We start from the raw sequence: 12,917 nt of genomic DNA on the forward strand, positions 1-12,917 counted from the left end.
ATCCAACTACTCCTCAACAACGCCAAGCGCCTTGTTCTTCTCCTTAAAACGCTCGTTGTGCGAGGACACGTACGCCATTCTCGGTGCTTCTGGGTCCATGTACAGCTTCGCGCTGTTAACGGCAAGTGCAGCATCGGTGAACGCACCGGCTATGAGATTGAGCTTACTGTCGTAATATGCAAAATCCCCCGCAGCGAAGACGCCCGGCAGATTGGACTCCAGCTTAGCATTTACGTACACGTTCCAATCGTCCATGCTCAGCCCCCAATCCTTAATCCCGCTGAAATCGGATTTCAGCCCATGGTTAACAATGACCGCATCCACCGCGAGCTGCTCGGATACGCCTGTTTCCAGATGAGTCAGCGTTACGCGATCGATCATCTCGCCATTGCTGCTGTAAAGCTGGCTAACTTCGTAAGGCGTCCGCACGTCAACGGAGGAATCGTTCATCTTGGCAATGTTTTTCTCGTGTCCGCCAAATTGGTCGCGCCGATGCACGACCGTAACGTGCTCCGCAATCGGCTCCAGCTCATTCGCCCAATCAACAGCCGAATTCCCTCCTCCGGATATAAGCACCCGCTTTCCTCGAAACGGCTCAAGCTCCTGTACGGTATAGTGTAAATTAGATACCTCATACCGTTCCGCTCCCTCAAGCTCCAGCTTAGCCATCTTCAAAATGCCCCGGCCTATCGCCAAAATAACGGTACGCGTCCAATGCTTCTCTCCTGTAACCGTCTCTAATAGATAGGTGCCGTCATCCTGTTTCTCCAAATCGCGTATTTGCTGGCCCAGAAAAATAGTCGGTTCAAAGGTTTGTGCCTGCTGTTCCAGCTGAGTGATCAGCTTCTCGCATAATACCGGCGTAACGCCTCCAACATCCCAAATCATCTTCTCGGGATAGATTAACATCCGCCCGCCAAGCTTCTCGTTCGCATCGATCAGCTTTGTTTTCAAATCCCTCATTCCGCTATAGAAAGCAGCATACATCCCCGCAGGGCCGCCGCCAATAATCGTTACATCATAGAGTTGCAGTTGTTCCGTCAACAGTATATCCTCCTGCACAAGTATTTGAGATTCATTCTCACTACTCATTGTAGAATTGGAACACACGCAAGAGCAATGGACAAACAAAACGGGAAATTTGCACAAACTCAACTCATGCATGGTCAACCCCTCATCCGCCAGCAACCCCGATTTCCTTCCAACGAAGAGCATATATGCCAAACTTGCATGCAAGATCCGCTAACCTTTGGGGTATATTAAGACCTCTCAGCAATTCCCTGCTTCAAAACTTTGTCATCACTTTAACGAAAGACTTTATTAGCTACGCGAGCCAAAAATAGGTTTGAACATTTGTTCATCAATTGGTTTACATATGTTCATGACCATGATATTATAATCTTGCATTTGAGGAATCGTATAAGGGGAAGGTGAACTGGCTATGTTAAATTTGTCCGGAATGATCGATCATACGCTTTTGCGCGCTGATGCAACAAAAGCTGAAATTACAAAATTAACGGAAGAAGCGAAAAAATATAGTTTTGCTTCCGTTTGCGTGAACCCAACTTGGGTAGCTTATTCTGCTGAGCAGTTGGCAGGCAGCACGGTTAAGGTTTGTACCGTAATCGGATTTCCGCTTGGAGCGTCAACTACTGAGACTAAAGCTTTTGAAGCTGCGAATGCCATTGCAAACGGAGCGACTGAGGTTGATATGGTTATTAACATAAGCGCCTTAAAAGATGGCAATGATGCATTGGTGGAAAAAGATATTAAAGCCGTTGTTGATACAGCAGCCGGCAAAGCGCTTGTGAAAGTTATTATCGAAGCATCGCTTCTTACGGATGAAGAGAAGGTCCGCGCTTCCCAGTTGTCAGCTAAAGCTGGAGCGGATTTCGTGAAAACATCAACGGGCTTCTCCACTGGCGGAGCAACTGCCGAGGACGTTGCGCTTATGAGAAAAACGGTTGGGGACAAGCTTGGCGTTAAAGCTTCCGGCGGCATTCGCAGCCTTGAGGATATGGAAAAAATGATCGCAGCAGGCGCTTCCAGAATCGGTGCCAGCTCAGGCGTGAAGATTATGGAAGGCGAGCAATCGACCTCTTCTTACTAAAATAAATTGTGCTGCTCCTTAACGGAGCAGCTTTCCAGGGGGAAAGAAAGATGAAGGAGCAATTGATTCAAGAAGCGATTGACGCGCGTAAGCATGCTCATATTCCCTACTCGCATTTTGCTGTCGGCGCTGCGTTATTGACTAGCAACAAGCGTATTTACAAGGGCTGCAACATTGAGAATGCTTCGTTCGGATTAACGAATTGCGCAGAGCGGACAGCTATTTTCAAAGCGGTATCGGAAGGCGATCACGTTATTGAAGCAATCGCCGTAGTAGCAGACACCGAGGGTCCTGTCTCTCCGTGCGGAGCATGCCGGCAGGTATTAGCAGAATTTTGCGATGAGAATACAAAGATTTATTTGACGAATCTCCATGGCAATACCGAAGAGTGGACGATGGCACAACTCCTTCCGGGTGCTTTTCAAGCGACTGACATGAAAAAGTAAGCGGCGGCTCAGTTGTAAGCGCTTTATAGTAATGCAGCATGACGTACTATACTAACTTACTAGGAGAATGAACAATGAAATTTTTAATCGCTATATTGGGCTTGCTTGTTGTTCTTGGGCTTTCTTACGTTGCCAGCAATAACAAAAAGAACATCAAGTACAAACCGCTAATCATCATGGTCCTCCTTCAGGTGGTTTTGGCCTATGCATTATTAAATACAGCCATAGGAGAAATTCTGATTAAAGGCTTCTCCGGCATGTTCGAGAAATTGCTAGGCTTTGCGCATGAGGGAATCGATTTTGTGTTTGGCGGTCTTCTTAACGAAGGACAATTCTCGTTCTTCTTTAGCGCGCTGCTGCCAATCGTGTTTATCTCGGCGCTCATCGGTATTTTGCAATATATCAAGGTGCTGCCGTTTATCATCAAATATATCGGTCTTGTCTTGAGCAAAATAAACGGAATGGGAAAACTGGAATCCTATAATGCGGTTGCGTCCGCTATATTGGGACAATCCGAAGTGTTCATTTCGGTCAAAAAACAAATCGGATTGCTGCCTAAGCAGCGTTTATATACGCTTTGCGCCTCGGCGATGTCCACCGTTTCGATGTCGATCGTTGGCTCATACATGCAAATACTCGACCCTAAATACGTGGTAACCGCGCTCGTCCTTAATTTGTTTGGCGGATTTATCATTGCTTCCATCCTCAATCCTTATAAGGTTGAGCCTGAGGACGATATTCTGGAGGTTCAGGAAGAAGAGAAACAAACGTTTTTCGAAGTGCTCGGCGAATATATTTTAGACGGCTTCAAGGTCGCTATCATAGTCGCTGCGATGCTGATCGGTTTTATCGCGATGATCGCTTTGGTCAACGGGCTATTCAGCGGCATTATCGGCATTTCGTTCCAACAAATATTAGGCTATATTTTTGCCCCGATCGCTTTTATAATGGGTATTCCATGGAAAGACGCTGTCGATGCAGGAAGCATCATGGCGACAAAAATGGTGTCCAACGAGTTTGTAGCGATGCTTGAGCTTGCAAAATATCCTGATTTGTCCGCTCGCGCTGTCGGTATCGTATCCGTGTTCCTCGTTTCATTTGCCAACTTCTCGTCAATCGGCATTATCGCCGGCGCCGTAAAAGGACTGCACGAGAAACAAGGCAACGCCGTTGCACGTTTCGGATTAAAATTGCTTTACGGGGCCACTTTGGTTAGCGTCTTGTCTGCCATCATCGCAGGACTGTTTATTAAATAACGGAAGGAGCCTAATACAATGAACAAATTTCAAAGAATTCACCTGATCGTTCTGGACTCGGTCGGCATTGGCGAATCGCCTGATGCGGCAAGCTTCGGAGACGTCGATGTTGATACGCTTGGCCATATTGCGAGTGAGCTTGGAGGCTTGAAGATGCCTCACATGGGCGTCCTCGGATTATCCAACATCAAGGAAATTAAAGGGATTCCGGTTGCAGACAAGCCTCTTGCCTATTATACGAAGATGCAGGAAGCGTCGAACGGCAAGGATACAATGACCGGTCACTGGGAGATCATGGGGCTTCATATCGCCGTACCTTTCCGCGTGTTCGCGGATGGTTTTCCGCCGGAGCTAATTAACCGGATTGAAGAGAAAACAGGCCGTAAGGTAATTGGCAACAAACCAGCCAGCGGCACGGAAATTATTGACGAGCTTGGCGAAGAGCATATGCGGACAGGCGCATTGATCGTCTATACCTCTGCGGATTCCGTATTGCAGATCGCTGCCCATGAAGATGTGGTACCATTGAAGGAACTCTATGAAATCTGCGAGTTCTGCCGTGAAATTACGCTGGAGGATCCCTACATGCTGGGGAGAATCATCGCTCGTCCCTTCGTCGGAGAGCCGGGACATTTTAAGCGGACATCCAATCGTCATGACTACGCGCTGAAACCATTTGGGTCTACTGTGATGAATGAACTAAAAAATGCCAGCTTCGACGTAATCGCACTCGGTAAAATATCCGATATATATGATGGAGAAGGCGTTACAAAGGCCGTGCGCACCGTATCCAATTCGGATGGCATGGATCAATTCATTTCAGTGCTGGATGAATCGTTTACGGGTATTAGCTTCTTGAACCTTGTCGACTTTGATGCGCTCTATGGGCATCGCCGCGATCCTAAAGGGTACGGACAAGCGTTGGAGGAGTACGACACCCGTCTGCCGGAGGTTTTTGCGAAAATGACCGAGCAGGATTTGCTTATAATCACTGCGGATCACGGTAATGACCCGACCTATCACGGAACGGATCACACGCGCGAATACGTGCCTTTATTGGTTTATTCCCCGCGTTTTAAGCATGGCGGACATGCCCTTCCATTGAGGGAGACCTTCGCGGACATTGGAGCGACGATCGCAGACAACTTCGGAGTGGCGATGCCGGCGCACGGCACTAGCTTTTTGGGAGAACTAAAATAACAAAGTTGAAGGAGCATGACTATGAGCATTCATATTGGAGCCGAGCAAGGCCAGATTGCAGAAACGATTTTATTGCCAGGAGATCCGCTGAGAGCCAAGTATATCGCTGAAACGTATTTGGAGGATGTCATCTGCTACAACGAGGTCAGAGGCATGCTGGGCTTTACAGGTACTTATAAAGGTCAGCGCATATCCGTGCAGGGAACAGGAATGGGCGTCCCTTCTATCAGTATTTATGTGAATGAATTGATTCGTGATTACGGCGTAAAAAACTTGGTTCGCGTTGGCACTTGCGGCGCTATGCAAGAAAGCGTGCACGTTCGCGAAGTTATTTTGGCACAAGCAGCTTGTACGGATTCCAGCGTTAACCGCCATGTTTTTGGCGGCTATGATTTCTCGCCAATCGGCAGCTTCTCTTTGCTAAAGGCTGCTTACGAGCGCGGTATCGAAAAAGGCTTAAAGCTGCATGTGGGCAATATTTTCTGCTCCGACTCCTTCTATCGGGATGATAAAGCCATTGTGCAAAAGCTGATGGATCATGGCGTTCTAGGCGTGGAAATGGAAACGACTGCCCTTTATACGCTTGCTGCGAAATACGGCGCTAATGCTTTAACTATTTTAACGGTGAGCGATCATCTGCTGACAGGTGAAGAAACAACCTCCGCAGAGCGTCAAAGCACCTTTAACGATATGATGGAAGTTGCACTCGAAACGGTTATTTCCATATAAATACGGAATCATAAATAGATATTAGGCGAGGAGAGAAACATATGAGAATGGTTGATCTGATTGAGAAAAAACGTGACGGTGAAGAGCTAACAACAGAGGAAATCAACTTTATTATCGATGGTTATACGAAGGATGAAATTCCGGACTATCAAGTTAGCGCTTTGGCTATGGCGATCTTCTTCAAGGATATGACAGAACGCGAGCGCGCTGATTTGACGATGGCAATCATGAATTCCGGCGATACGATTGACCTCTCCGCGATTGAAGGCGTAAAGGTTGATAAACACTCCACAGGCGGTGTTGGCGATACGACTACATTAGTGCTTGCTCCTCTTGTGGCGGCGCTCGATATTCCGGTTGCCAAAATGTCCGGCCGCGGCCTTGGACATACCGGCGGTACAATCGATAAGCTGGAAGCCATCGCTGGATTCCATGTAGAGATCGATAAGGATGAATTCGTACAATTGGTGAATAAGGATAAAATTGCGGTCATCGGCCAATCCGGCAACCTGACGCCAGCCGATAAGAAGCTCTATGCCCTGCGCGATGTTACGGCAACGGTTAACTCGATCCCGCTCATCGCAAGCTCCATTATGAGTAAAAAAATTGCAGCCGGCTCGGATGCAATCGTGCTGGACGTGAAGACTGGCGCCGGCGCATTCATGAAAACGGTAGAGGATGCCAAAGAGCTTGCACACGCTATGGTTAGCATCGGCAACAACGTCGGCCGCAAGACGATGGCGGTTATCTCGGATATGAGCCAGCCGCTCGGCCTTGCAATCGGCAACGCGCTGGAAGTAAAAGAAGCAATCGACACGCTGCAAGGAAAAGGACCTAAGGATTTGGAGGAGCTTTGTCTTGCGCTAGGCAGCCAAATGGTGTTTTTGGCGAATAAAGCCAGCTCGCTAGAAGAAGCCGAAGAGCTGTTGAAGGAAGTTATCCGCAACGGCAAAGCGCTGGAAAAATTCAAAGCCTTCATTGCCAATCAAGGCGGCGATCCGTCTGTCGTAGATCACCCAGAGAAATTGCCGCAAGCCGCTTATCTCATCGAAGTGCCTGCTAAAGCAGACGGCGTTGTAACTGAGATTGTAGCGGATGAGATCGGCACGGCAGCTATGCTGCTTGGAGCTGGACGCGCGACTAAGGAATCCGAAATTGATTTGGCTGTAGGACTCATGCTGAACAAAAAAATCGGGGATGCAGTAAAAGCAGGCGAATCGCTCGTTACGATTCACTCGAATCGCGAAAATGTGGATGATGTGCTGAGCATCATTTACGACAATATTCGCATTGGCAGTGAGGTAACCCCTCCTGTACTCGTCTACGGTATCGTAACCGAGTAGGCTAAGAAGGAGATAAGCAAATGTTTTATGCGATTATCATTTTGTTTCTGGGATTTCTCCTTATTAACGGAGTCTTCGCCTTTCAAACAAAATTTATCGGCGCTTCAATAGGAGACACGTTAAAGTTCCAAGTCTATATGATTCCCATTTTGTTTCTCGCCAACGTATTGCTTGGACTAGGTTTCAAATATGGTTATAAATATTTAGGCAGCAATACACTGGTCGTTTCCAGCTCCAAATTCCTTGATATTGCCGCCCTGCTTGTCGTTTCCTTCTTCTTCTTCTCAGAAGTTCCAAGCTGGAAAACGTTCGTAGGCCTCGGTTTGGTTATAGCTGGAATTATTGTGACTAAGCTTTAGAAATAATAAATCCCCTTTAGACAGGCAGTGAACGACCCGCTGCTGACTAAAGGGGATTTTTTTATTGAGCGCAACTATTTTCGCTTGCCATATGTCACCTCTTCTCAGTCAACGTTGCTCTTTACGCTGTAATAGCGCATAGCACGCGGAACTCCCTTGATTTTGAGACGGCCGCTATAGATCAATTCACGAACCCGGTATTCAAAATATTCATCTCCCACGTACTGCTCGCAATAGCCTAACGCTTCGCCAACGACCCTAGCTGATTTTATGAAATCCCGGTCGCCTCTTCCACTATGCAGCTTCTCCACTGTCTCCATCAAATACGCATCAAAATAATCCTCGCCTACAGGAAGAACATTTCCGTCTATGCATATGCGAAGCACCTCAGGCTGCTGGGCAAGCTCCAGCCATTCGTTCTCTAAAACCTTTCTCGAATCGCCGTTCAATCGTATGCTCACACTGTCATCGCCGAGGATAACCTGCAGCTTGTCTGATGGTATTTCCCCAGAGTGATTATACGGAACGCTCAGGTCTGGGCGGTTAAACAACCGACTGCTTACATCCGAAACAGGGATGGTGGCTATGGGATTCAACATATTTCTCAATAAGTACGCGGCATAACGCAATCCTACCTGCTCACCTGCATTCATGCTGCTCCATATCGTTACGGAAGCCCCAGGCGGAATGAGCGAGATTTGCCGCATCAAGCTCTGATGCTCTTCTTCGAAGTCCTCCTCTTCATCATTATTGTTAATATGGTCAAAAAACCATTGCTGTCTCTTCATCCGTCCTGTCGCTTCGTGCAGCTGCCATATCGGTCCAATGGAGTAGCGGTCGCGAAAAGTGATCACTTTATCGCTATCCGCCCTCCCAAGCTTCTTAATAGCCAATTTCAAGCTGCCCGCAAAAGAATCGCCAAACGCCATATGCACTTGATTGCAGCTATCGCTAGGCTCCCATTGCTGCTGCTTTTTTGGCGTTAAAACGGCTTTATACATCTCTAATAAATCCTCGTAAAGCTTCTCTTTTGGATAATGCTCATTCTCCACTCCGTCTATCATGAGCATGATGTGCATGATTAATGATTGGGCTTCCCGTTCAGATAAATCATTGATCCTATTATTTATTTGAGTAATTTTCATATGTAGGTCCTCTCTCTCCAATGTCATCCTCTGGCAAGCAATGCCCCGAATCCCAGCCCTACTTATGCAGTTTAATGTCCAGTAATCTAAAGGCCTCTAACACCGCTCCTTTGGGAGCCAAACCATACCTATCGCCAGTATTAACCTCAAAGTAGGAGCCGCCATCCTCTCTATCGCGTACCGATTGTGCCAAGCCGACACCTGTTTCTAAAGCAATAGCGATGAAAATCGGTTCAAGCTGTTCCTTGCTCGCTTCCGAGTGTACATGAAACATATTGGAAACGGGCGTCTCCGGGATCGTTTTCATCGTTTGGCATCCATTGTATAATTCAGCAAGCTCCTGCGCTTCCCTATAGTACTTCTCCATATGCGGCAGCCGCCGCTCCATATAGTAGTCTGCGGAGATAATATAAGGATAAAGGCTGATCAGATCGCCGCCGTGACGTCTTTTCCAAATCTTCGATTGTTCCGTAAAATCGCGATCTCCGGCCAAAATGGCTCCGGCAATGCCGCCAATTCCTTTATAAAATGAGATATACACGCTGTCAAAGAGCGCGCAGACCTCCTCCACTGACTTTTCATAATAGGGAAGGATCTCGAACAGCCTAGCGCCGTCAAGATGAAGCCTAATGCCTCTTTCTCGGCAAAATGCCGACATGGCTTCAAGCTCCGCGTATGCAGGCAATTGTCCGCCAATTTCCCTCTGAGGCAATTCCAGCAGCAAGCAGGCGATGTCTTCCCTCATGCCAAGCAGATCCTTCAGAAGGACTGGCCTTTCTTTATCCGCCAGCAATAGGGGCTCAAGATGATGCAGCTCTTTCATCCCGTCTTTCTCATGGATTTCCAAATGGCTTAAGGGATGATAGCCTACTTTCTTATTTCCTTTCTCATCGCACCATATTCGGAGCGCAATTTGCTGTGCCATCGTGCCGCTAGGGAAGAAAACTGCCGACTCCTTGCCAAGCAGGCGTGCCATTCGCATTTCAAAATCCTCGATCAGCTCTCCCTTGCCGTACATATCGCTATCCTGCTCATCCTCCCATTGCTCGAGCGCTTCTTTCAGCACCTTCACGTTCCGCCTGCCATGGCCGATCAACGGATAGCTGGCTTGATTATATGCTTCGATTAATGATTTCGTTTGTTCCATCCTATATGTCCCCTTTTACGTTCATTCTTTTGGCAATATGGTCCGGTTCATTACCGGAGAAGAGAGAATGACCGACGTGTTGACATTGCCGAATGGCATGAGCCGCTCCACGAGCTCGCTAAGCGCATCCATCCCCGTTACTGCCGCCTTCAAAATATAACTGACCGTTCCCGTTACCCGGTGGCATTCTATAATATCCTCATCATTCATAATCCGCTTTTCAAACTCCATCGGAAATACTTTTAATTCGCTCATTTGGATAATCAGCTGAATGTTTCTTCCTACCGCTGCCGCCGATACTCGGGCGCCGAAGCCAGTAATAATACCTCTCTCTTGGAGACGCAGCAGACGCTCGGATATGCTGGGACGGCTCAAAGCCAGTCGTTTGGACAGCTCGCTTACGGTCATTCGCCCATCCTCCTGCAGCAATCGGAGAAGCGCTCGATCCAATTGATCCATCCTCGCAGGCCCCCCTTCATTTTGCAGCAAAAACGCGTTCATTTGATTCAATGTTACATAATTTCACATCAATTTCATTCCGTTTATCATATATACGAATCACGCTGTTTTGTATCCTTATATTAACAAACTTAAGCAGGCGGTGCATGCGGGATGATAAGGAAATCAGACAACAAAGTGAAGGAAAATATGCGCAAATGGCTCCATTTTGCAATAGGCTGCTTCGTTACTACCGGCGGATTGGTCATTCTGAAGCATTCGGGTATCGTTACCGGAGGCACAGCAGGACTCTCACTAAGCTTATCGCCCTTGCTGCAAGTCCCATTCCACTATTTGTTCGTGCTGCTCAACCTTCCATTTTTTATTTTCTCCTACTTTTACATGGGTAAATCCTTTACTTTCAAAACCGTGCTGGCGATCGCGCTTCTTTCCTTGTTTAGCGCCTTAAATGGCTTATTGCCTGCCTTTGCGATTCCATCGCTCATCGGGGCAATCGTTGGAGGCGTATTTATCGGGGCAGGCATCACCGCCTTGTTCCGTAACGGCGCTTCACTCGGAGGCGCGACGATACTGGCGGTTTATTTGCACAGGGAGCACGGCATCAATCCCGGGATTACTAACTTCGGATTTGATCTTCTAGTCGTGCTTACCAGCTTGTCCATATTTTCGCTTACGAGCGGGTTGTATTCTGCGATTTCGATAGCCGTTACATCAGCCGTCTTATCGTTCTATAAGAGAAGAAAGACGAAAACCGAGCAGGAGAAAGCGGATGCTCTGCCCCGTGTTACGACATCTGCCTGAATGATCATTTATGCCATAAAAAAAAGCAAAGGAGGCGTGTCCTCCTTTGCTCATTAAAAACAAATAGACTTTCTGCAGCTTGATCTTTTTTTCTTTTTCTTCTTCTTGGTGAACCCAACCTCAACGGCAATGATAGAAGAAACACTAATATAGTTTACGGAGCCTTTGATATTGATAACCACACAATCATCGACAATGCCTAGATAAATGCCGGAACGTACTTTACCGCCAAAAAAAATTCGAATATTCGTAGAACCTACGCCAAGCTTGAGCAGCATGCTAAGCACACGTTCATTTTTGCCGCAGCTTTTTTCCTTTGATCCGTTATTGCCCTGACTATGGTTCTCTGTTTGTTTGTTTCCATGACTCTGGTTTACTGGCTTCCCATGACTTCTCTTCCCAGAGCTTTTGCATCCTCCTCGCTTAGTCATACCTACCATCTCCCTTATATTAAGAATTGCTATTATTATATGGAGATTGATAGATTTAGGTGTGTATATTTTACTAGATTACGAATGGATAAGCCGGGTTGTTATTTCTGCGTCAACAGCTGCACCGTCCACAAGATGACAAAAAGGCTGTAACGGAAGGCCAATGCCTCCTGTTACAGCCCTGCTAATTGCGCACATGATTAGAATAATTCGAGTTCAATAACGGTATCCATCTCATCAGGCAGCACGGCGCCCTTTAGCGTAATAAATGCTCCGCCTTCAATATCCGAATATTCCTCCGCCATCCACGGTACCTCGATTTTGAGCTCGGTGCCGTCCCGCAGCAATCTGGCCTTCTTGATTTTTCCCTTCAAGCCTTGGAAAAAGATAGGGCCGATGCCTCTGTCATAGACATGGGCATATAGCTTGTTGCCCTTTTGCGTGTAACGGCCCCACTCCGGCTTCGGCAGTGTCGAATGGCCGCAGCCGTAAATGCTGTCTCCATTCAAACGCATCCATTCGCCGACCTCGCTTAATACAACAAGCGACTCCCTTGTCATTTCACCTTTCGCATCCGGTCCCACATTAAGCAGCAGGTTGCCATTTTTACTGATGCATTCCACCATGGTGCGGATAACCTGCTTCGTTGATTTGTAATTTTTATCTTCGGAGCAATAACCCCAGTTGTCGTTAAGCGTAATGCATGCTTCCCAAGGGATTGATTGGCCGTTCACGTCAACGATGCCGCCAGGCGGTATAATTTGTTCCGGCGAGAAGAAGTCACCCGCGTATTCTTCCGGCTCAGCCGCCCGGATGTTGCCGCCCAAGCGATTGTCGATAATAATATCCGGCTGAATGGAGCGAATCATCCGAACAAGCTCTGTCGCTTTCCATTTCTCGCCGGTCATGTTGTCATAGGAGAAGTCGAACCACATGATGTCGATTTTGCCGTAATTGGTAAGCAGCTCCTTCACTTGTCCGTGCATATACGAGAGGTATCGATCAAAGTCAATCGGCTTATCCTTCGCCGCTTCATTGCTGCGGTCGGGATGCGCCTTATCCCCGTAGCCCGGATAATCGTCATGATCCCAATCGATAATGGAGTAGTATAAACCGACGGCGATTCCCTCAGCGCGGAACGCATCCACATACTCACGAACGAGGTCGCGCCCGGCTGGCGTGTTCGTCGCTTTGAAGTCTGTTAGGTTACTGTCGAACAAGCAAAAACCGTCATGATGCTTGGTCGTCAGCACAGCGTACTTCTGTCCGGCAGCCTTAGCCGCTTTCGCCCATGCCTTCGGATCATAACGGGAAGCGTCAAACTCATCGAAATAGGTCATATAATGCTCTTTGCTCATCCGTTCGTTGCCGCGTATCCATTCGCCTCTGGCTGGAATCGAATAAAGTCCCCAATGAATAAACAAACCGAATCTGTCCTGCAAAAACCATTCCGTTCTTTGTTCCCTCGTTCCCATTCCTGAATCCCTCCGT

Annotated in this window: 14 protein-coding genes; 8 read left to right on the forward strand and 6 right to left on the reverse strand. The window is 47.6% G+C overall.

The window, feature by feature from the left end:
* Positions 1-6: 6 nt before the first annotated feature.
* Complete coding sequence (locus tag ADU23_RS05665) at positions 7-1,044, reverse strand: NAD(P)/FAD-dependent oxidoreductase (RefSeq protein ID WP_053372856.1); 1,038 nt, start codon at positions 1,042-1,044, stop codon at positions 7-9.
* A gap of 397 nt (positions 1,045-1,441) precedes the next feature.
* Here ADU23_RS05665 and deoC point away from each other — a divergent pair, with 397 nt between their 5' ends.
* From deoC to ADU23_RS05700, 7 genes are all read left to right on the forward strand, one after another.
* Positions 1,442-2,110 (forward strand): deoxyribose-phosphate aldolase, encoded by a 669-nt coding sequence (gene deoC, locus ADU23_RS05670; RefSeq protein WP_053372857.1) that lies wholly within the window; start codon positions 1,442-1,444, stop codon positions 2,108-2,110.
* Between the two features lie 50 nt (positions 2,111-2,160).
* Positions 2,161-2,556 (forward strand): cytidine deaminase, encoded by a 396-nt coding sequence (locus tag ADU23_RS05675; RefSeq protein WP_053372858.1) that lies wholly within the window; start codon positions 2,161-2,163, stop codon positions 2,554-2,556.
* Positions 2,557-2,630: 74 nt separating this feature from the next.
* Positions 2,631-3,812, forward strand: coding sequence for a NupC/NupG family nucleoside CNT transporter (locus ADU23_RS05680; RefSeq protein ID WP_053372859.1), 1,182 nt, complete (start codon positions 2,631-2,633; stop codon positions 3,810-3,812).
* Positions 3,813-3,830: 18 nt separating this feature from the next.
* Positions 3,831-5,012 (forward strand): phosphopentomutase, encoded by a 1,182-nt coding sequence (gene deoB, locus ADU23_RS05685; RefSeq protein ID WP_053372860.1) that lies wholly within the window; start codon positions 3,831-3,833, stop codon positions 5,010-5,012.
* 21 nt (positions 5,013-5,033) lie between these two features.
* Positions 5,034-5,741: a purine-nucleoside phosphorylase gene (gene deoD, locus ADU23_RS05690; protein ID WP_053372861.1), complete on the forward strand. Its 708-nt coding sequence runs from the start codon at positions 5,034-5,036 to the stop codon at positions 5,739-5,741.
* A 41-nt stretch (positions 5,742-5,782) separates the two neighbouring features.
* On the forward strand, positions 5,783-7,084 hold the full coding sequence (locus ADU23_RS05695) for a pyrimidine-nucleoside phosphorylase (protein WP_053372862.1): 1,302 nt from the start codon (positions 5,783-5,785) through the stop codon (positions 7,082-7,084).
* A 20-nt stretch (positions 7,085-7,104) separates the two neighbouring features.
* The gene (locus ADU23_RS05700; protein WP_053372863.1) at positions 7,105-7,443 is read left to right on the forward strand and encodes a hypothetical protein; all 339 of its coding nucleotides are present in this window, start codon (positions 7,105-7,107) and stop codon (positions 7,441-7,443) included.
* Positions 7,444-7,547: 104 nt separating this feature from the next.
* Here the strand turns inward: ADU23_RS05700 and ADU23_RS05705 are convergent, their stop codons facing one another.
* Genes ADU23_RS05705 through ADU23_RS05715 form a run of 3 tightly spaced genes read right to left on the reverse strand, consistent with a single transcriptional unit; the run spans position 7,548 to position 10,194 of the window.
* Positions 7,548-8,588 (reverse strand): DUF1835 domain-containing protein, encoded by a 1,041-nt coding sequence (locus tag ADU23_RS05705; protein ID WP_053372864.1) that lies wholly within the window; start codon positions 8,586-8,588, stop codon positions 7,548-7,550.
* A gap of 58 nt (positions 8,589-8,646) precedes the next feature.
* The gene (locus ADU23_RS05710) at positions 8,647-9,735 is read right to left on the reverse strand and encodes a threonine aldolase family protein (RefSeq protein WP_053372865.1); all 1,089 of its coding nucleotides are present in this window, start codon (positions 9,733-9,735) and stop codon (positions 8,647-8,649) included.
* A gap of 21 nt (positions 9,736-9,756) precedes the next feature.
* Positions 9,757-10,194, reverse strand: coding sequence for an Lrp/AsnC family transcriptional regulator (locus ADU23_RS05715; protein WP_053372866.1), 438 nt, complete (start codon positions 10,192-10,194; stop codon positions 9,757-9,759).
* 153 nt (positions 10,195-10,347) lie between these two features.
* Between ADU23_RS05715 and ADU23_RS05720 the strand changes: the two genes are divergently transcribed.
* Positions 10,348-10,995, forward strand: a complete 648-nt coding sequence (locus ADU23_RS05720) for a YitT family protein (RefSeq protein ID WP_053372867.1) — start codon at positions 10,348-10,350, stop codon at positions 10,993-10,995.
* Positions 10,996-11,048: 53 nt separating this feature from the next.
* On the opposite strand, the gene ADU23_RS05725 is transcribed toward ADU23_RS05720, so the two are convergent.
* Positions 11,049-11,426 (reverse strand): hypothetical protein, encoded by a 378-nt coding sequence (locus ADU23_RS05725; protein ID WP_053372868.1) that lies wholly within the window; start codon positions 11,424-11,426, stop codon positions 11,049-11,051.
* Positions 11,427-11,626: 200 nt separating this feature from the next.
* Positions 11,627-12,901 carry an alpha-L-fucosidase gene (locus ADU23_RS05730; RefSeq protein WP_053372869.1) on the reverse strand — a complete coding sequence of 425 codons (1,275 nt, stop codon included), beginning with the start codon at positions 12,899-12,901 and terminating at the stop codon, positions 11,627-11,629.
* Between the last annotated feature and the right edge of the window lie 16 nt (positions 12,902-12,917).

It is taken from the genome of Paenibacillus sp. FJAT-27812, from assembly GCF_001273905.1.
In the GTDB taxonomy this organism is placed as follows: Bacteria; Bacillota; Bacilli; order Paenibacillales; family Paenibacillaceae; genus Pristimantibacillus.

What these genes read in the sequence shown, in the direction of transcription:
- deoC (WP_053372857.1), top strand. Translation starts at nt 1,442, where the DNA reads ATGTTAAATTTGTCCGGAATGATCGATCATACGCTTTTGCGCGCTGAT.
- ADU23_RS05675 (WP_053372858.1), top strand. Translation starts at nt 2,161, where the DNA reads ATGAAGGAGCAATTGATTCAAGAAGCGATTGACGCGCGTAAGCATGCT.
- ADU23_RS05680 (WP_053372859.1), top strand. Translation starts at nt 2,631, where the DNA reads ATGAAATTTTTAATCGCTATATTGGGCTTGCTTGTTGTTCTTGGGCTT.
- deoB (WP_053372860.1), top strand. Translation starts at nt 3,831, where the DNA reads ATGAACAAATTTCAAAGAATTCACCTGATCGTTCTGGACTCGGTCGGC.
- deoD (WP_053372861.1), top strand. Translation starts at nt 5,034, where the DNA reads ATGAGCATTCATATTGGAGCCGAGCAAGGCCAGATTGCAGAAACGATT.
- ADU23_RS05695 (WP_053372862.1), top strand. Translation starts at nt 5,783, where the DNA reads ATGAGAATGGTTGATCTGATTGAGAAAAAACGTGACGGTGAAGAGCTA.
- ADU23_RS05700 (WP_053372863.1), top strand. Translation starts at nt 7,105, where the DNA reads ATGTTTTATGCGATTATCATTTTGTTTCTGGGATTTCTCCTTATTAAC.
- ADU23_RS05705 (WP_053372864.1), bottom strand. Translation starts at nt 8,588, where the DNA reads ATGAAAATTACTCAAATAAATAATAGGATCAATGATTTATCTGAACGG.
- ADU23_RS05710 (WP_053372865.1), bottom strand. Translation starts at nt 9,735, where the DNA reads ATGGAACAAACGAAATCATTAATCGAAGCATATAATCAAGCCAGCTAT.
- ADU23_RS05715 (WP_053372866.1), bottom strand. Translation starts at nt 10,194, where the DNA reads ATGGATCAATTGGATCGAGCGCTTCTCCGATTGCTGCAGGAGGATGGG.
- ADU23_RS05720 (WP_053372867.1), top strand. Translation starts at nt 10,348, where the DNA reads ATGATAAGGAAATCAGACAACAAAGTGAAGGAAAATATGCGCAAATGG.
- ADU23_RS05725 (WP_053372868.1), bottom strand. Translation starts at nt 11,426, where the DNA reads ATGACTAAGCGAGGAGGATGCAAAAGCTCTGGGAAGAGAAGTCATGGG.
- ADU23_RS05730 (WP_053372869.1), bottom strand. Translation starts at nt 12,901, where the DNA reads ATGGGAACGAGGGAACAAAGAACGGAATGGTTTTTGCAGGACAGATTC.